Source organism: Bradyrhizobium sp. USDA 3262 (genome assembly GCF_054060035.1).
The window spans coordinates 8,175,068-8,191,993 of record NZ_JBSSCT010000001.1 but is presented as its reverse complement, the minus strand read 5'-3'; the positions used below and the strand labels follow the sequence as shown (position 1 = coordinate 8,191,993).

At 65.6% G+C, this 16,926-nt stretch carries 17 protein-coding genes; 10 read left to right on the top strand and 7 right to left on the bottom strand.

Features of this window, described 5'->3' with window-relative positions:
* Positions 1-114 precede the first annotated feature (114 nt).
* Together ACVWYP_RS38710 and ACVWYP_RS38705 are read right to left on the bottom strand one after the other, a co-directional pair.
* Complete coding sequence (locus tag ACVWYP_RS38710; RefSeq protein WP_304496997.1) at positions 115-1,140, bottom strand: amidohydrolase family protein; 1,026 nt, start codon at positions 1,138-1,140, stop codon at positions 115-117.
* Between the two features lie 22 nt (positions 1,141-1,162).
* Entirely contained in the window at positions 1,163-2,491 is a 1,329-nt protein-coding gene (locus ACVWYP_RS38705; protein ID WP_304496996.1) for an MFS transporter, read from the bottom strand.
* Positions 2,492-2,692: 201 nt separating this feature from the next.
* Here ACVWYP_RS38705 and ACVWYP_RS38700 point away from each other — a divergent pair, with 201 nt between their 5' ends.
* Together ACVWYP_RS38700 and ACVWYP_RS38695 are read left to right on the top strand one after the other, a co-directional pair.
* The gene (locus ACVWYP_RS38700; protein WP_304496995.1) at positions 2,693-3,625 is read left to right on the top strand and encodes a LysR substrate-binding domain-containing protein; all 933 of its coding nucleotides are present in this window, start codon (positions 2,693-2,695) and stop codon (positions 3,623-3,625) included.
* A 191-nt stretch (positions 3,626-3,816) separates the two neighbouring features.
* Positions 3,817-4,167: a hypothetical protein gene (locus ACVWYP_RS38695; protein WP_026193281.1), complete on the top strand. Its 351-nt coding sequence runs from the start codon at positions 3,817-3,819 to the stop codon at positions 4,165-4,167.
* Positions 4,168-4,189: 22 nt separating this feature from the next.
* Here the strand turns inward: ACVWYP_RS38695 and ACVWYP_RS38690 are convergent, their stop codons facing one another.
* Entirely contained in the window at positions 4,190-5,086 is an 897-nt protein-coding gene (locus ACVWYP_RS38690; protein ID WP_304496994.1) for a LysR family transcriptional regulator, read from the bottom strand.
* Positions 5,087-5,204: 118 nt separating this feature from the next.
* Here ACVWYP_RS38690 and ACVWYP_RS38685 point away from each other — a divergent pair, with 118 nt between their 5' ends.
* Positions 5,205-6,083: an NmrA/HSCARG family protein gene (locus ACVWYP_RS38685; protein ID WP_304496993.1), complete on the top strand. Its 879-nt coding sequence runs from the start codon at positions 5,205-5,207 to the stop codon at positions 6,081-6,083.
* Here ACVWYP_RS38685 and ACVWYP_RS38680 read toward each other — a convergent pair.
* The 3 genes from ACVWYP_RS38680 to ACVWYP_RS38670 all read right to left on the bottom strand — a co-directional run bounded on the left by ACVWYP_RS38680 (position 6,080) and on the right by ACVWYP_RS38670 (position 8,511).
* Positions 6,080-6,790, bottom strand: coding sequence for a type 1 glutamine amidotransferase (locus ACVWYP_RS38680; RefSeq protein ID WP_028338510.1), 711 nt, complete (start codon positions 6,788-6,790; stop codon positions 6,080-6,082). The two genes, ACVWYP_RS38685 and ACVWYP_RS38680, sit on opposite strands and share 4 nt — an antisense overlap.
* Before the next feature lie 85 nt (positions 6,791-6,875).
* Positions 6,876-7,829, bottom strand: a complete 954-nt coding sequence (locus ACVWYP_RS38675) for a hypothetical protein (RefSeq protein ID WP_304500386.1) — start codon at positions 7,827-7,829, stop codon at positions 6,876-6,878.
* A gap of 193 nt (positions 7,830-8,022) precedes the next feature.
* Positions 8,023-8,511: an Lrp/AsnC family transcriptional regulator gene (locus ACVWYP_RS38670; protein WP_016847653.1), complete on the bottom strand. Its 489-nt coding sequence runs from the start codon at positions 8,509-8,511 to the stop codon at positions 8,023-8,025.
* Between the two features lie 126 nt (positions 8,512-8,637).
* Here ACVWYP_RS38670 and ald point away from each other — a divergent pair, with 126 nt between their 5' ends.
* Positions 8,638-9,753, top strand: a complete 1,116-nt coding sequence (ald, locus tag ACVWYP_RS38665; protein ID WP_028338512.1) for an alanine dehydrogenase — start codon at positions 8,638-8,640, stop codon at positions 9,751-9,753.
* 300 nt (positions 9,754-10,053) lie between these two features.
* Here ald and ACVWYP_RS38660 read toward each other — a convergent pair whose 3' ends face one another.
* Positions 10,054-10,824, bottom strand: coding sequence for an IclR family transcriptional regulator (locus ACVWYP_RS38660; protein WP_304496992.1), 771 nt, complete (start codon positions 10,822-10,824; stop codon positions 10,054-10,056).
* A 145-nt stretch (positions 10,825-10,969) separates the two neighbouring features.
* On the opposite strand from ACVWYP_RS38660, the gene leuC reads away from it, so the two are divergent.
* From leuC to ACVWYP_RS38630, 6 genes are read left to right on the top strand one after another with little or no spacing between them, the layout of a single operon-like run.
* Positions 10,970-12,373, top strand: a complete 1,404-nt coding sequence (gene leuC, locus ACVWYP_RS38655; protein WP_304496991.1) for a 3-isopropylmalate dehydratase large subunit — start codon at positions 10,970-10,972, stop codon at positions 12,371-12,373.
* A 3-nt stretch (positions 12,374-12,376) separates the two neighbouring features.
* Positions 12,377-13,027, top strand: coding sequence for a 3-isopropylmalate dehydratase small subunit (gene leuD / locus ACVWYP_RS38650; RefSeq protein WP_304496990.1), 651 nt, complete (start codon positions 12,377-12,379; stop codon positions 13,025-13,027).
* Positions 13,024-14,157, top strand: coding sequence for a 3-isopropylmalate dehydrogenase (gene leuB / locus ACVWYP_RS38645; protein ID WP_304500385.1), 1,134 nt, complete (start codon positions 13,024-13,026; stop codon positions 14,155-14,157). Before leuD ends, leuB begins: the two co-directional genes overlap by 4 nt.
* Positions 14,157-15,218 (top strand): ABC transporter substrate-binding protein, encoded by a 1,062-nt coding sequence (locus ACVWYP_RS38640; protein WP_304496989.1) that lies wholly within the window; start codon positions 14,157-14,159, stop codon positions 15,216-15,218. The genes leuB and ACVWYP_RS38640 overlap by 1 nt, the downstream gene beginning before the upstream one ends.
* On the top strand, positions 15,215-16,048 hold the full coding sequence (locus ACVWYP_RS38635; protein ID WP_304496988.1) for an ABC transporter ATP-binding protein: 834 nt from the start codon (positions 15,215-15,217) through the stop codon (positions 16,046-16,048). The genes ACVWYP_RS38640 and ACVWYP_RS38635 overlap by 4 nt, the downstream gene beginning before the upstream one ends.
* Positions 16,045-16,917, top strand: a complete 873-nt coding sequence (locus ACVWYP_RS38630) for an ABC transporter permease (RefSeq protein WP_016843480.1) — start codon at positions 16,045-16,047, stop codon at positions 16,915-16,917. Before ACVWYP_RS38635 ends, ACVWYP_RS38630 begins: the two co-directional genes overlap by 4 nt.
* Positions 16,918-16,926 lie beyond the last annotated feature (9 nt).

The following is a 16,926-nucleotide window of genomic DNA, read 5'->3' as shown; positions in this document are numbered from 1 at the left end:
GGAGCGCGGAACGCGCGTCTCGAACCATGTGGCCCGGTTGGGCCTGCATCCTTCGAGACGCCCGCTTCGCGGGCTCCTCAGGATGAGGAGTTGGAGTGGTTGTCTCGGCAACGTTCAATGCGCGCGGCGGTCGAGATGGGCGTTGAGGCGAGGATAGACGCGGCGGGCATTGCCTTCAAAGATCTTGCCCTTGTCCGCCGCGCTCAGCGGCAGCGCGTCGATATAGCGGCGGGTGTCGTCGAAGTGATACCCGGTCTCCGGGTCGATGCCGCGCACCGCGCCGACCATTTCAGACGCAAACAGGATGTTCTCGACCGGGATCACCCTGGTCAACAGCTCGATGCCGGGCAGGTGATACACGCAGGTGTCGAAGAACACGTTCCTCAAGAGATGCTCCGACAGCGGCGGCAGCTTCATGTCCTGCGCCAGGCCGCGGTAGCGGCCCCAGTGATAGGGCACCGCGCCGCCGCCATGCGGGATGATGAACCGCAGGGTTGGGAAGCGCTTGAACAGGTCCGAGGTCAGGAACTGCATGAAGGCGGTGGTGTCGCCGTTGAGGTAATGCGCGCCGGTGCCGTGGAAGCAGGGATTGCACGACGAGGAGACATGGACCATCGCGGGCACGTCGAGCTCGACCATCTTCTCATACAGCGGATACCACCATTCGTCGGTCAGCGGCGGATCGCACCAGTAGCCGCCGGCGGGATCGGGGTTGAGGTTGCAGCCGACGAAGCCGAGCTGCGTCACGCATCGCTCCAGCTCCTCGATGCAGTTCGCGGGCTTGACGCCCGGGCTCTGCGGCAGCTGGCAGACGGGGACGAAGTTCTGCGGGAACAGCGTGCAGACCCGGTGCACGAGGTCGTTGCAGATCGTGGTCCATTCGCGGCTGGTCGCTTCCTTGCCGACGTGATGCGCCATGCCGGCGGCGCGCGGCGAGAAGATGGTGACGTCGGTGCCGCGCTCCCTTTGCAGGCGAAGCTGCGCGCCCTCGACGCTGGAGCGGATCTCGTCATCGGTGATGCCGAGATTGGTGGTGAGCGGCCGGCGCGACTTGTCGGCGAGGCCGGCGAGCTGCTTGTCGCGAAAGATCTGCAGCTTGGCCGGCTCGGTGGTGTAGTGGCCGTGACAATCGATGATCATGGTTGCTTCCTTGGTAGGGGTGTCAGTGTGCGACGGATGACGGGATCGCGCCCGTCAATTCCGTCTCGCGCGGCTTGACGCGCATGGTGGCGGCGATGGCGGAGGCGACGAGCAGGAAGCCGGCGATCCCGACCAATGCCCAGGAGAAGCTTCCGGTGGAGTCCTTGATCAGGCCGATGCACCACGGCCCGATCAGGCCGCCGAACTGCGCCAGCGTGTTGACCAGCGCGATCGAGGCGGCGCCGGCCGCACCGGTCAGCGGCGAGGCGTTGATGCTCCAGAACAGCGGATTGCCGGCATTGAGGCTGAAGCCGACGATGCAGAGGAACACGAAGGCCAGCACCGGGCTCGCGACATAGGCGCTGCCGAGCATCGCAACGGCGGCCAGCAGATAGACCGCCGCGAGATGAAACTTGCGATCGCCGGTCTTGTCCGAGCTGCGGCTGACCACGATGGTGCCGATGACGCCGAGCAGCGGCGGGATCGCCGAGAGGAAGCCGACCTGGATGTTGCTGAGATTGCCCATGCCCTTGATGATCTGCGGCAGCCACAGCAAGAGGCCGTAGATCCCGACCAATGCGCAGCCGAACAGCGCCGCCAGCAGCCAGACCCGGATATCGAGCACGCATTCGATCAACCTGTGCTGCCCCTGTTGTTCGATCTCGGCCCGCTCGGCGGCGAGTTCGCCTTCCAGCCAGGCCGCCTGTTCTTTGCTGAGCCAGCTCGCCTTGGCCGGGCGGTCGGTGAGATAATAGAGCGTGAACAGGCCGAGCAGAATGGTCGGCACGCCCTCGGCGAGGAACATCCATTGCCAGCCGTGGAGACCGGCAGCGCCATCGAACCAGGTCATGATGCTGGTCGAGATCGGCCCGCCCAAAACCGCCGAGAACGAGCCGGCGATGATGTATCCCGCCACCGCGCGGGCGCGATAGCGCGCCGGGAACCAGTAGGTGAGGTAAAGCACCACGCCAGGCATGAAGCCGGCTTCCGCGACGCCGAGGCCGAACCGCATGACGTAGAGGCTGAGCGGATTCCAGACAAAGGCTGTCAGGGCGGCGACGAGACCCCAGGTGATCAGGATCCGTGCCAGCCAGATCCGGGCGCCGAGCAGGTGCAGCATCAGGTTGCTCGGCACCTCGAGCACCATGTAGCCGAGGAAGAAGATGCTGGCGGCGAAGCCGAAGATCGCGGGGCTGAGGCCGAGGTCCTTGTTCATCGTCAGCCCGGCATAGCCGAGATTGATGCGGTCGAGATAGTTGAAGAACATCATCACGAACAGGATCGGGATCAGCCGCCAATAGACGCTGCGGATGGTCTGCTGTTCGAGCTCAGTGACGGACGCTCCGGCCATTGGATTCCTCCCTTGCTTCTTGTTGTCGCGCCTGTGATCCGAACCGGGCGGAGCGCCTGTTATTCGCGGCGATTTCGCATGGCTGACCAGCTGCGCGTGTTGCCCCTTGGAGCATCCGCGTTTTGGCGCCAAGATCGAGAAACGGTCCTGGGAGGTCAAATACCGCTTTGACCCGTCACTTATAGGGAAACGGAATAAGCGATGGATTACAGGCAGCTTCGCTACTTCATCGCGGTGGCCGAGGAGCTCAGCTTCAGCCGCGCCGCCAAGCGGCTGCATGTCAGCCAGCCGCCGCTGAGCACGCAGATCAAGGCGATGGAGGAGGAGCTCGGCACGAAGCTGCTGTCGCGGACACGGCGTGCGGTCGAACTCACCCAGGCCGGCCAGTTGCTGCTGGAACACGCACGGCGTGCCGTCAGCGAGCTCGACCTTGCGTCGGAAACGGTGCGCCGCGCCGCGCGCGGTGAAGCCGGCGCGGTCCGTGTCGGCTTCACCGACTCGGTTCCGATGCTCGACATGTTCGCCGAACTGTTCCGCAGTTTCCGCGGCAGCTATCCGCGGGTGAAGATCGAGCTCAGGCACATGTCGACGGCAAAGCAGTTGCAGGCGCTGGCTGACGCCGAGCTCGACGTCGCGATCATGCGGCCGCCGCTGGATTTCCGGCCCGCGGCGGACTTGCAGGTTCATGTCGTCTGGCGCGACCGCTTGATGGTGTTCCTGCCGATCGATCATCCGCTCGCCGCTCCGGACAAGCTCAGCGTCGCCGACCTTGCCGAGCACGAATTCGTCGGCATGGCGGAGAGCGGCTGCGGCGTCGGCGACCAGGCCGCAATGCTGTGCCGGCGCGCCGGCTTTGCGCCGCGGATCGCGCAGGAGGCGCATGAACTGCGCACCGTGCTCAGCCTGGTCGCGGCCGGGATCGGCCTTTCGATCCTTCCGTCCTGCTACCAGCAGGCCGGTGTCATGAACGTCGTCGCGAAGGCGCTCGACACGCCGGATGCGGAGAGCCGCATGCTGGTGGCGATGCGCTCCAACGCCTCGCTGCTGCCGCGCCGGTTCGTCGAATGCGCGCTGCAGGCGGCGTCGCGCAGCGCACCGCCGCTCTTCCCCGACGTCGCAGCAGTGAGTCGTTGATCGTGCTGCACGCCCTATACTTTCGTTGACAGTAGTCTTCCGGCATCCCGTCTGGCCTTGCTCTTGCATCGTTCAGCGTCAGGTGCTGGGGCGCGGTTGTGCCGTGTTCTCGCCCGCGACGGTCATGTCGCGGGCGAACAATGCGTGACGCGCGCCCGCAGCTGGATCAAAATCTGCGGAGACGAGACGACATGCACGTCATCACACGTGCGGCACTGCTGCTTGGGACGATTTGCCTCGCATCACCGGCCTTGGCGCGCGACGACGGCCGCTACGCCAATTCACCGCTAAAACCCTGGTTCGAAAGCCTGCGCAGCGGCTACGGGCAATGCTGCTCGGATGCCGACGGCTATGTGGTCGCCGATCCCGACTGGGAGTCGGATCACGGCCACTATCGCGTGCTCATCGACAATGAATGGGTTGTCGTGCCGAACGAGGCCGTGATCACCGAGCCGAACAAGGTCGGGCGCACCATGGTGTGGAAGCACTATATCGACGGCCACCCGCGCGTGCGCTGCTTTATGCCGGGCAGCATGACCTGAGGCACATCGTCCGGGCTGCAACTCAGGCCGGCGGAACGAAGACCCGGTTCGGGAATGCCTGCTCGACGACGTCGAGAAACGCGCGAACCTTTGCGCCGACCAGCCGTCGCGAGCTCTGTAGCGCCCAGATCGCGACCGGAGGTCGGGTATCCGTTCCCCAGTAGGCAAGCCGGCCCGCGGCAATGTCGTCATCGACCAGCAGCTTGGGCAGAAGGGCCGCGCCGGCGCCTGCGAGCACCGCATCGCGCATCATCAGCATCGATGAGAGACGCAGCATTGGCCGCGGCCTGAGCGTGATCTCTTCGCGTTCATGTCGGATGCGCCAGACCGTGTCCGGTGGCGTCGGCGACATCACAACGGCATCGACGGAGACGCCATCCGGATCGCGCGCGGAGGTCGCCGGTCGTTGCTGGTCGGGATGCGCCACGACCAGCAGCTCGTCATGCAGGAAGCGGCGGCCGACGAGACGTTCATCCGGTGACGGGTTGATGCGGATGACAAGGTCATAGCCGTCTTCCACCGGATCGACCAGGCGATCCTCGGCGACGATCTCGAGCTGGACGTCGGGATAGGCGTGCGCAAAGCGTGCACCGATCCGGCCGAACGCGACATGGGCGAGCAAGACCGGCGCACTGACCCGCAAGCGGCCGCGCGGCGTCGACGCGCCGAGCACCACGGCTTCGCCGGCCTCCGCGATGTCGGACAATGGACCGCTGGTGCGCTCGTGCAGCGCGCGGCCCTCATCGGTCAATCGCAGACTCTGCGAGCCGCGCTCGATCAAGCGGACGCCGAGACTCTGTTCGAGTTCGGCGACACGGCGGGACAGCGTCGCCTTGGCTCGTCCGGAAGCGCGGCTGGCGCGCCCGAACCCGCCATGCGCGGCCACCAGGTTGAAATCAGTGAGCGCCTGAAGGTCCATCGGTTCTGTTCCATATTCGAGACGATCTGTCCAAATAGTGGCATCTTCAAAGGAAAATTGGAACGGATAGCTTCTCGCCCAACGGCAGGCGGTCTGCCGAAGAGAAGGAGTATTCGACATGGCTATTCTGGTGACAGGCAGCACAGGCACCATCGGGACCCAGGTTCTGAACCATCTCGCCGGTCACGGCGTCGAGGTTCGCGCCCTGACGCGCTCGCCCGGCAAGGCGCAATTTCCGCAGCACGTGACGGCCGTTCGCGGCGATCTTGCTGACGTGGATTCGGCCCGTGCGGCGCTCATTGGCGTCAGCACGCTGTTCCTGCTGGTGCCGAACGCCGCCGACGAACTGACCCAGGCGATGCTGACGCTGACCGCCGCACGCGAGGCCGGCGTCAAGGGCATCGTCTATCTCTCGGTGTTCAAGGGCGAGGCCTATGCCGACGTGCCGCATTTCGCCGGCAAGCACACGGTCGAGCGGATGATCGAGGCGCTCGATCTTCCCGCGACCATCCTGCGCCCGGCCTATTTCATCCAGAACGATCTTCGGCTGAAGGAGCCGCTGCAGAACTTCGGCGCCTACGGCATGCCGATCGGCGCCAAGGGCATCTCGATGGTCGACATCCGCGACATCGGCGAGGCGGCCGCGATCGAGCTGCTGCGCCGCGAGCGCGCGTCCGCCCCACTTGGCCGCGAGACTTACGCCCTGGTCGGCCCCGACGTCGTGACCGGTGCGGGCGCGGCTGCGATCTGGCGCGATGAGCTCGGTCGCGCGGTCAGCTACGCCGGCGACGATCTCGCGGCGATGGAGCAGCGTTTCAAGGCGGCGATGCCGGCATGGCTCGCGCTCGACATGCGCCTCATGTTTGGCCGGTACCAGAGCGACGGCGCGGTCGCGACGGCCGACGAGCTGGCACGCCTGACGAAGCTGCTCGGCCGCGCGCCGCGCGCCTATCGCGATTTCGCCCGCGACGCCGCCGCGCAGTGGCGCAAGGGCTAGCTGCGCCCGTGCGTGAGGAAGCGCGTGACCACGCCGCCAAGCGTGGCGTGGTCGAGCGGCTCTGCCAGCGAGGTCTTGGCGGTCTCGACCACGCTATCGGGCGCGAGGCCGCGGCGCAGGTCGCACAGCGCGCCGGCATAGTCGGCGGTGAATTCCGGATGCGGCTGCACCGACAGCGTCGTGCCGTTGGCATAGAGCAGGCCGGCATGCGGCGTGAACCCGGACGACAGGATGGTGCGCGCGGAGGCGGGCGGGGTGATCACCTGGTCCTGATGCGAGCAGGCGACGGCGATCGTCTCGCCGTCGATCAGCCCGTTGTCCGGCGCGATCCGATAGACATGGCGTCCGATGCCCCAGCCTTTCTCGGATTTGCGCACCGTGCCGCCGAGCGCCTGCGCGATCAGCTGATGGCCGAAGCAGACGCCGACGGTTGGAATGCGCTTGTCATGGGCCGCGCGCACGAAGGCTTCGAGCGGCGCGATCCATGCGACGTCGTCGTAGACGCCGGCGGCCGATCCCGTGATCAGGATCGCATCCAATGCGACCGGATCCGGCAGCGTCTCGCCATTGGCGAGGCTGACGACGTCGCAGGTAACAGAGGAATCGGCGGTGGCTACCATTCGCTGAAACATCTGCGGATAGCTGCCGTGGCGCTCGCGGAATTGCGGACTGACGAGCCCGGTTTCGATGATGGTGATGCGGGGCATGGAACGCGCTGACAGATGAGCGGGGATGCCTCAGCCTTTACTCCGAAAGCACCGGCGGCGACAAGCCGCGCGCGGCGGTCGCCGATCAATTCCGCGACGGCGCCGCCGCGTCGATCGTGGCGGTGTGCTGTGCTGTCGGCGCCGTGCTCTCGCTCGCCGGTGTCGCCGTCACGATCGCAGGCTCGGTGCGGTAGCGCGGCAGCTGATCCTCGAGCGAATAGCCGACGCAGAGCGCGAGGCTCGACCAGACCGCCATGCTGAAATACAGCGACATCCAGGCGATCTCCTCGCGCCATTCCGCGATGTCATGGGTCACGACCCAGCGCCGGCTGACGTCGCGCAGGCCTTCCAGCGGATGCAGCAGCGTGCCGCCGGCGGCGAGGTTGGCGCGCCAGCGGTTCAGATACATCGGGACGTCGACGGTCATCAGGAAGGCAAGGAAGGCGGCGATGCCGAGGATCGCGACGATGAAGGCCCAGCGCACCGGGCCATGAAACTCCGGCAGCAGCCGGCACAGCGCAATCCCGACCAGGAAGAACACCACCGCCCAGATCGAGTTCTCGATCGCGTTGCAGAGATAATGGGTGGTCAGCACCGCATACCAGGAGAAGCATTCCGCGATCACGATCAGCGGCACGATGATCCAGGCGATGGTCACGGTGGTCTCGGCGCCGGTCATGGTGCCGAGCTGATGCAGGATGATCGCCCATTGCGCGGCGAAGCAGACCTCGGCGACGGTGGCAACCGTGCGGCCGACCACGACGCTCGACAGCCAGGTGTCGAACAGGCAGATGCGCTGCACGTCGGCGCGCGGCAGGACCGAGCGGAAGGCGCAGCCGAACACATAGGCCGCGCACAGCAGCATCATCAGGCCGATGCCCGAGGTGTTGCTGAAGCTGCCATTGGCCTGTTCATTGAACTGGCGGTAGAGCGCGAACCAGACCGCGATGTTGGCGGCGCTGACGAGGCTCAGGAAGCCCCACCACCGGACCACTGGATTTGACCAAGCCAGCGAAACCGGCCGCGCCCGCCACTCCATGCTCATTCACCGCTCCGCGTGTAACCGAATTGATATTGAACTGTAGCAATTCTGTCATAGAAGGCAGCGAATCACGAACTAAAAAATTGCGTGTGGGAGCGAGCCGGGCAGATCCGATTGTGACAGTGCCGATTATGACAGTGCCCGATTGTGACAGTGCGCGATTGTGACGGTGCGCGGTGGTGCGTGACCGTCAGCCGCGCAGCGCAGTCTCGGGAATGGTGCGGCGAACCACCTCGCGCATCGCGAAGCTGGAATGGATGCGGGCGACGCCCGGCATCCGCGACAGATGCTGTTTGTGGATGCGCTCGAAGTCGGCGATGTCGCGGGCGATCACCTGCAGATGATAATCGTCGCTGCCCGACATCAGATGGCAGGACACGACGTCGGGGCAACGCGCGATCGCGGCCTCGAAGGCTGCGAGATAATCCTCGCTCTGCTTCTCCAGCGTGATGGTGACGACGACGGTCGTCACGAGGCCAAGCGCTGATGGTTCGAGGTCGACACGGTAGCCGCGGATCACGCCGATCTCCTCGAGATGGCGAATGCGCCGCGCGCAGGCGGTCGGCGACAACCCGACCTTCTCGGCAAGCTCGATCTGGCTGGCGCGGGCGTCGGCGACCAGCTCGGCGAGGATTCTGAGGTCGATACGATCGAGACCGTCCACGCAGATTTCCTTCAAGAGCTGAGCTGAAAGCGAAGGATATGAGCGTATTTGGCTGTGAGCAAGCCGGAAATCGCTGAGAAACGCCATGTGACGGGGAATAGCCTCGATACTGGCGGAAACGAATCCAGCAAGGAGCGGACCATGCGCATCGGCGTGCCCAAGGAAATCAAGGTCGAGGAATATCGGGTCGGGCTGACGCCCGCCTCGGTGCGGGAATATGCGGCGCACGGCCACGAGGTCGTGGTCCAGCGCGGCGCCGGTGACGGCATCGGCGCGGGCGACGACGTCTACACCCAGGCCGGCGCGCGGATCGCCGACACCGCCGAAGAGGTGTTTTCCGTCGCCGAGATGATCGTGAAGGTGAAGGAGCCGCAGCCGTCCGAATGGATCAGGCTGCGCGAGGGACAGATCCTGTTCACCTATCTGCATCTCGCGCCCGATGTGCCGCAGACCGCGGGGCTGATCGCTTCCGGCTGCACGGCGGTGGCCTATGAGACCGTCACGGATGCGCATGGCGGGCTGCCGCTGCTCGCGCCGATGAGCGAAGTCGCCGGCCGGCTCGCGATCGAGGCCGCGGGCGCCGCGCTGCGCAAATCCGCCGACGGCATGGGCAAGCTGCTCGGTGGCGTGCCCGGCGTTCCGCCGGCGCGGGTTGCGATCATCGGCGGCGGCGTGGTCGGCACCCATGCGGCGCGGATGGCGGCAGGCCTTGGCAGCGATGTCACCATTCTCGACCGCTCATTGCCGCGCCTGCGCGCGCTCGACGACCTCTTCCTCGGCCGCGTCCGCACCCGTTACGCCACGCTGGAAGCGATCGAGCAGGAGGTTTTCGCGGCTGATGTTGTGATCGGCGCGGTGCTGGTGCCGGGCGCCAGTGCGCCAAAGCTGGTGTCGCGCGCGCAGCTTGCAGGCATGAAACGCCGCGCGGTGCTGGTCGACGTCGCGATCGACCAGGGCGGCTGCTTCGAGACCTCGAAGCCGACCACGCATCAGGCGCCGACTTACCTCGTTGATGACATCGTGCATTATTGCGTCGCCAATATGCCGGGCGCGGTGCCGGTCACCTCGAGCCACGCGCTCAACCACGCCACGCTGCCGTTCGGCCTGGCGCTGGCAGCGAAGGGACTGCGCGCGCTGGTCGAGGATCCGCATCTGCGCGCCGGCCTCAACGTGCATCGCGGCCGCATCACCAACCGCGCCGTCGCCGAGAGCCAGCATCTGTCGTCCGTGATGCCGGAGGAAGCGCTGGCGTCGTGAGGCGAAATCCGAAAGATCTAATTGCAGCGGGTCCAACCTCCCCTTGAAAAGGGGAGGTCGCTTTGCTCGCCAGAGCAAAGCGGGTGGGGATCTGCTCTCTCCACATAGAGCGCCGCCTGTGGCGGACCCCCATCCCGACCTTCCCCCTTCCAGGGGGAAGGAGAAGACAGACATTCAGTATCCGTAGCCCGGATGGAGCCAACGGGTCGCGCGAACGCGCGCCCGATGACAGGCTCCGCGCAATCCGGGGCCGATCTCTCCGCGGAGGGACCGCCCGGATTTCGCTTCGCTTCATCCGGGCTACGGCGCTGCATCTGTCAGTTCCTTCAGCCGGCTCTGCATCACTTCAATGATGTGCGCGCGCTTTGCCGCGATTCGTTCGATCGGGCCGCCGATGCCGATCGCGAGCGGAGCGCGTCGCTTCGGCAGGGGAACAAGCATGCCTATTGTGTTTGCGCCCGGCGTCGTGCGGCCACATGTCTCGGAAAAGCCGCGGCGGCGAATGCGCTCGACCTCCTCGAGAAAGGCGGATTCGCGAACGCGCGCCGACTGACTCGGCTCCTCGGCATTGTTGCGCCGGATAATGCCGCGAATTTTGGTGTTCGGCATTTGGCTCAGCAGCACATGGCCGAGCGCGGTCCGCACCATCGGTCGTATTTGACCGGCTTGTGCCGTGTACTGAAGCTGAGAGCCGCCGGGGACAACGTGCAGATATTGCATCCCGGCGGCGCCGGCCTGTTGTCCGAGCATGACGGTTTCGCCGCCCGTCGCGGTCCAGAGTTCCTCCATCAGATCGGTGAGCTTGGTATCACGGAACGGGGAACGACGGATCCAGTCACCCAGTAGATTGACCCGGTAGCTCGGGATGAAAAGCCGGGTCTTTCGCTCGTATTCGAGGTAGTTCAATTCGACGAGACATCGAAGCAACACTGACGTGCTCGATTGGGGCATCTCCAACGCGGACGATATTTCAGTCACGGAAGCAGCCCGCTTTGTTTTCCGGAAGAACTCCAGAACTGCAAACGTCCGCATGGCCGATTTGACGATGGCCGTCTTATTCGGATTCGGCATGGCTGGCTCCTCGGCGGGTCAAGTACCGCACCTCCATCACATATGTGATGTTAGGGCAAAACCGCTTCACTTGACGGCAACTTTGGCCCAGATTGGCGTCAATAAGATCAAGTCGCATGGAAACGCACAGAGCAGGGGAAGGCGGATGCCCGGCCGAAGTTTGCTCGAGAAGATCTGGGACCAGCATGTCATTGCTCGCCTCAGCGAAGACACAGACCTCCTTCATATCGACCGCCATCTGCTGCACGACCTCGGCGGTTCGCGCGGCCTGCTCGATCTCAAGAGCCGGGGCCTCAAGGTCCACAATCCCGAACTGACCTTTGCGACGCCGGATCACGCGCTGTCCACGGCGCCCGGCCGCGCCGGAACCAGCAAGATCGGAATGGAATTACTGGCTGCGCTGCGGGTCGAGACGGCGGCGAGCGGCATCACGCTGTTCGATGTCGATCAGCCCGGCCAGGGTATCGTCCACGTCATCGGTCCCGAACTCGGCTTGAGCCTGCCGGGTGCAACGATCGTTTGCGGCGACAGCCACACCTGCACCCATGGTGGTTTAGGGGCGCTCGCCTTCGGCATCGGATCGAGCGAGCTCACCCATGTGCTGGCGACGCAGGCGCTGATCCAGCGCCGTCCGAAGACGCTGCGCGCGCGCTTCGAGGGCAAGATGCCGCTCGGCGTCACCGCCAAGGACATGATCCTGGCGCTGATCGGCCATATCGGCGCGGCCGGCGGCACCGGCTATGCGGTCGAATATGCCGGCAGTGCGATCCGCGCGCTGCCGATCGAGGGAAGGCTCACGATCTGCAACCTCTCGATCGAGCTCGGTGCCAAGATGGGCATGGTGGCACCGGACGAGAAGACGTTCGAATACCTGCGCGGCCGTCCCTATGCGCCGCAAGGCGAGATGTGGGATCTCGCGGTGAAAGCGTGGCGCGAACTGCCGAGCGATCCCGACGCAGTGTTCGACCGCGAGGTCGTGATCGATGTCGAGAAGATCATCCCGCAGGTGACCTGGGGCATCAGCCCCGAGCACGTCGTCGGCGTCGATGGCGTGATTCCCGATCCGAAGGCGGTCGACGATCCCTTGCGGCGCGCCGCGATCGAGACCGCGCTGGAGTATATGGGCCTGCAGGGTGGGGCGCCGATCGCGGGCACGCCGGTCGATTGGGTGTTCATCGGCTCCTGCACCAACAGCCGGCTCAGCGATTTGCGCGCCGCGGCCGAGGTCGCCCGCGGCCGCAAGGTCGCGGCCGGGGTCCGCGCCTGGGTGGTGCCCGGCTCGGAGAACGTCAAGCGCGAGGCGGTCGCCGAAGGGCTCGACAAGATCTTCATCGACGCCGGCTTCGAATGGCGCGAGCCGGGCTGCTCGATGTGCCTTGCCGCCAATGGCGAGGTGGTGGCGCCCGGGCAGCGCTCGGTCTCGACCTCGAACCGCAATTTCGTCGGCCGGCAAGGGCCACGTGCGCGGACGCATCTGGCGAGCCCCGCGAGCGCCGCAGCATCCGCGATTGCCGGCGCGATCGCCGATGTCAGGATGATGGGACGCTAGAGCATGCCAAAACCGTTCGACAAGCTCACCGCAACCGCCGCGCCGATCATGCGCGGCAATATCGATACCGACGTCATCATCCGCATCGAGCGGCTGGTGGGCAATTCGATCCGCGGCACGCTCGGTAAATGGGCGTTCGGCTCGCTGCGCTATCTGCCCGACGGCTCGGAGAATCCGGAGTTCATCCTGAACCGCGAGCCGTACCGGGAGGCGGAGATATTGGTGACCGGGCCGAATTTCGGCTGCGGCTCGTCGCGTGAGGGCGCGGTGTGGTCGCTGCAGGAGCGCGGCATCCGCGCCATTATCGGCTCCGGCTTCGGCGACATCTTCTTCGCCAACTGCTTCCAGAACGGAATCCTGCCCATCATCGTCGACAAGGCGGTGGTCGATCAGCTCGCCGCCGACATCGAGGCGACGCAGGGCGCGGGCAAGGTCTCGATCGACCTCGAGGCCCAGACCATCGTCTCGCCGTCGGGCGCGCGGCATTCCTTCGAGATCGATCCGCGGCGGCGCGAGGGGCTGCTGAAGGGCCTCGACGAGGTGGCGCTGACGCTGCGGCGCGACGACGAGATCCTCGCCTTCCAGGCTTCCGACCGCGCGGCGCGGCCATGGATTCATTCGACAACGACACCCGTTTCAAGGACACCGGCATGAGCACGCAATCCAACATGGTCAAGGTCGCCGTCGTCGGCGGAGAGGGCATCGGCCCCGAGGTCACCGCGCAGTCGCGCCGCGTGCTCGACTGGTTCGCGGCGAAACGTAACGTGCCGATGACCCTGCGCGAGGCGCAATACGGCCTGATCCCGTATCTGGCGACCGGCAAGGTGCTGCCCGAGGACACCGCGGAGGCGATGGACGAGGCTGACGCCATCCTATGGGGCGCGACCGGCGGGCCGGAGACCACCGAAGTGCCGGCCGCAGCGCGCAAGGCCGGCAGTCTGCTGGGCCTGCGCAGCAAATACGATCTCTATGCCAATTTGCGGCCGATCGTGGCGAGCCCGGCACTGTCGGCGTCCGCGCCGCTCAAGCCCGAGGTGCTCGACGGCGTCGACTTCGTCATCATCCGCGAACTGACCAGCGGCATCTATTTCGGCGAGCCGCGTGGCATCGAGACGCTGCCCGACGGCCAGCGCCGCGGCTTCAACACCGAGCAATACACCACGAACCAGATCCGTCGCGTCGCGCGCTCGGCCTTCGAGCTGGCGCGGACCCGGCGCAACAAGGTCTGCTCGGTCGACAAGGCCAATGTGCTGGAGACCAGCGTGGTGTGGCGCGAAGAGATGATCAAGCTGCACAAGGAGGAGTTCTCCGATGTCGAGCTGACCCATCTCTATGTCGACAACGCCGCGATGCAGATCGTGCGCGAGCCGCGGCAGTTCGACGTGATGGTGACCGGCAATATCTTCGGCGACATCCTGTCCGACTGCGCGGCGATGGCTTCGGGCTCGCTCGGCATGCTGCCGTCAGCCTCGCTCGGCCCGGTCGATCGCTTCGGCCGGCGCAAGGCGCTGTACGAGCCGGTGCATGGCAGCGCGCCCGACATCGCGGGCAAGGGCATCGCCAATCCGCTCGGTTCGATCCTCAGCGTCGCGATGCTGCTGCGACTGACGCTGAACCGGCCTGAGGACGCCGACCTGCTCGAGAAGGCGGTGCAGACCGCGCTCGCCTCCGGCGCGCGCACGGCCGATATCGCCGAGGCCGGGGCGAAAAAGCTGTCGACCGTGCAGATGGGCGATGCGGTGCTCGGCGCGCTCGACAAGATCTCGGCGAAGGAGCACGCGTGATGGCGCGCCTCGCCATGCCCCACATTTCGAGGCGATCGGCGCTGACGGTCATCGCCGCCGGCGGCGCGGCGCTGGCGGGTGGCCGTGCATGGGCGCAGGCGGCCGCGGGCCGCGCGATCTATCCGGTCGCGGTGCCGGTCTATCAGACGCAGTTCGTCGCCGACCGCATCGGCTACTTCAAGGAGGCCGGGCTCGACTGCAAGCTGGTGCAGGGCGGCAGCGGCGTGAAGACCCGCGAGATCATCGCTTCCTCGCAGGGCGATATCGGCATCGGCGACGTCACCCATCCGATGCAGCTGACCAATCACGGCCGCGCCGCGCGTGTGCTGTTGCCGGTCGATACGCGATCGAACTCGGTGATGTTCATCCTGCGCAAGGATCTGAAGGACCAGGGCATCAACTCGCTGGAGGCCTTCACGCAATGGAAGCGGCCCGACGGCCGCAAGCCGATCGTCTCGGTTTCCTCGCTCGGCGGCACCAACCATGTCTGGTCGTCCTACTACATGGAAACCATGGGGCTCGACGACAAGGTGACCTGGATCGGCACCGGCAATGTCGACACCATGCTGGGTTCGCTGAAGTCGAAGCAGGTCGACATCCTCGTCAGCTCGCTGTCGCTGTTGAACGAGGCGCAGCAGCAGGGCTGGGGAGAGTTGCTGTTCGACGGTACCGATGAGGCGATCTGGAACAAGCATATCGGCGGCAAGGTGCCGGTGACCGCGCATTTCACACTGCAAGCCACCATCGACAAGGACCCGGCCAAGATGCAGGCCTACGTCACCGCGCTGTGGCGGGCGTCGCAATGGATCAAGACCCACAAGCCGACGGAGGTCTACGACGCCATCGAGCCCTATGTCGGCAGCACCTCGCGCGAGGCCAATCTGCTGGAGATCACGTCGATCCAGAAGGTCGCGGATTATGAGGGCTCGATCGACGCCGCGAGCTTCGCGCGCGGCGAGAAGGTCTGGTTCCGCGAGATGACCGGCATCAAGCCGCTCAAGATCGCCGACGTGGTCAATTCCAACCTGATCGAAGCGGCGCGAAAGGCCTATCCGGGTTGAGCGCGCTCGAGACAAGCGCAACCGTATCGCCGCGCGCCCCGGCCGATCGCCGCGTCGAGGTCAAGGGTTTGAGCAAGTCGTTCCAGCTTGCCAGGACCACGATCGAGGCGGTCCGCGACGTGACCTTCGACGTCCGCCGCGGCGAGTTCGTCGCGCTGCTCGGGCCGTCGGGCTCCGGCAAGAGCACGGTGCTCAACATGATCGCCTCGCTGATCCGCCCGACCGGCGGCGAGATCCTGATCGACGGCAAGCGCGTGGTCTCCGGCAAGGCGACGCCCAATGTCGGCTATGTCTTCCAGCGCGACACGCTGTTTCCATGGCGGACCGTCGGCGACAATATCGGCTACGGGCTGGAGCTGTCAGGCGTGCCGGCTCAGGAACGGACGGAGCGCATCGCGGAATGCGTCGCGCAAGCGGGCCTGAAGGGATTCGAGAACGCCTATCCGTCGGCGCTGTCGGGTGGTATGCGGCAGCGCGCGGCGTTGATGCGGACCCTGATCGTCGAGCCGCAGATTCTCCTGATGGACGAGCCGTTCGGCGCGCTCGACACCCACACCAAGATCGACATGCACGAGGTGCTGCTTCGGATCTGGGAACGCGAGCAGCAGACCGTGCTGTTTGTGACTCACGACCTCGGCGAGGCGTTGACATTGGCCGACCGCATCATCCTGTTCTCGGCGCGGCCGGGTCGCATCAAGGACATGTTCGAGGTCGACTTCGCGCGCCCGCGCGATGCGGTGAAGGTGCGCGAGACCCCGCATTATGCCGAGTTGTTTCAGCACATCTGGCATTCGCTCGGCGAGGAATTCGTCAAGGGCCGCAGCGCATGAAGAGGTACGGCACGCTCGGCACGGTCGGCTGGCAGGTCCTGATCTGCGCCGTCGTGCTGTCGGTCTGGCAATGGGGCTACGACCTCCGCACCAGACTGCCTTGGCTGGTGCCCGACCTGCTCGATCCCTACTTCATCTCGAAGCCGTCGATGATCTTCGACAACTTCCTGATCCAGAGCTGCCTGACCTCGAAGCTCGGCGCCTTCAACAGCTGGTTCAACGGCGACTTCGGAAAGTGCCTGGCGCGCAACGAGAACAATCTCTGGGCCGCGACCGCCATCACCCTGAAGAATACCTTCTTCGGCTTCGTCACCGGCGTGGTCAGCGGCTTCGTCGCGGGGCTGATCCTGGGACGATCCGACCGGCTGAGCGCGATCTTTCAGCCCTTCATCACCGCTGTCAATTCGATCCCGCGGATCGCGCTGGCGCCGATCATCGTGCTGGCATTCGGGATCGGCGACATGTCGAAGATCGTGACGTCCTGGATCGTCGTCGTGTTCCTGGTGTTCTTCAACACCTTCGAGGGCGCGCGCTCGATCGACGAGGGCTTCACCAATGCCGCGCGGCTGCTCGGCGCCAGCGAATGGCAGATCACCCGGACGGTGGTAATCCCCTCGACGATGGCCTGGGTGTTCGCCTCGCTGACGCCTGCGATCTCCTTCGCACTGATCGGCGTGATCGTCGGCGAGTTCATCGGCGCCGAGCGCGGCATCGGCCGCCTCATCATCGAATCGGAGGCGCGCGGCGAGGCCTCGGGCATGATGGTTGCTGTCGTGGTGCTGATGCTGGTCGGTGTGGTGCTGTCGGCGATCATCTGGCGGCTGCAGGCCTATCTGTTGCGCTGGCAGCGGCAGCGCAGCGCCGAGTAGGCCGCGGGC

What these genes read in the sequence shown, in the direction of transcription:
- ACVWYP_RS38710 (WP_304496997.1), bottom strand. Translation starts at nt 1,140, where the DNA reads ATGATCATCGATTGTCACGGCCACTACACCACCGAGCCGGCCAAGCTG.
- ACVWYP_RS38705 (WP_304496996.1), bottom strand. Translation starts at nt 2,491, where the DNA reads ATGGCCGGAGCGTCCGTCACTGAGCTCGAACAGCAGACCATCCGCAGC.
- ACVWYP_RS38700 (WP_304496995.1), top strand. Translation starts at nt 2,693, where the DNA reads ATGGATTACAGGCAGCTTCGCTACTTCATCGCGGTGGCCGAGGAGCTC.
- ACVWYP_RS38695 (WP_026193281.1), top strand. Translation starts at nt 3,817, where the DNA reads ATGCACGTCATCACACGTGCGGCACTGCTGCTTGGGACGATTTGCCTC.
- ACVWYP_RS38690 (WP_304496994.1), bottom strand. Translation starts at nt 5,086, where the DNA reads ATGGACCTTCAGGCGCTCACTGATTTCAACCTGGTGGCCGCGCATGGC.
- ACVWYP_RS38685 (WP_304496993.1), top strand. Translation starts at nt 5,205, where the DNA reads ATGGCTATTCTGGTGACAGGCAGCACAGGCACCATCGGGACCCAGGTT.
- ACVWYP_RS38680 (WP_028338510.1), bottom strand. Translation starts at nt 6,790, where the DNA reads ATGCCCCGCATCACCATCATCGAAACCGGGCTCGTCAGTCCGCAATTC.
- ACVWYP_RS38675 (WP_304500386.1), bottom strand. Translation starts at nt 7,829, where the DNA reads ATGGAGTGGCGGGCGCGGCCGGTTTCGCTGGCTTGGTCAAATCCAGTG.
- ald (WP_028338512.1), top strand. Translation starts at nt 8,638, where the DNA reads ATGCGCATCGGCGTGCCCAAGGAAATCAAGGTCGAGGAATATCGGGTC.
- ACVWYP_RS38660 (WP_304496992.1), bottom strand. Translation starts at nt 10,824, where the DNA reads ATGCCGAATCCGAATAAGACGGCCATCGTCAAATCGGCCATGCGGACG.
- leuC (WP_304496991.1), top strand. Translation starts at nt 10,970, where the DNA reads ATGCCCGGCCGAAGTTTGCTCGAGAAGATCTGGGACCAGCATGTCATT.
- leuD (WP_304496990.1), top strand. Translation starts at nt 12,377, where the DNA reads ATGCCAAAACCGTTCGACAAGCTCACCGCAACCGCCGCGCCGATCATG.
- leuB (WP_304500385.1), top strand. Translation starts at nt 13,024, where the DNA reads ATGAGCACGCAATCCAACATGGTCAAGGTCGCCGTCGTCGGCGGAGAG.
- ACVWYP_RS38640 (WP_304496989.1), top strand. Translation starts at nt 14,157, where the DNA reads ATGGCGCGCCTCGCCATGCCCCACATTTCGAGGCGATCGGCGCTGACG.
- ACVWYP_RS38630 (WP_016843480.1), top strand. Translation starts at nt 16,045, where the DNA reads ATGAAGAGGTACGGCACGCTCGGCACGGTCGGCTGGCAGGTCCTGATC.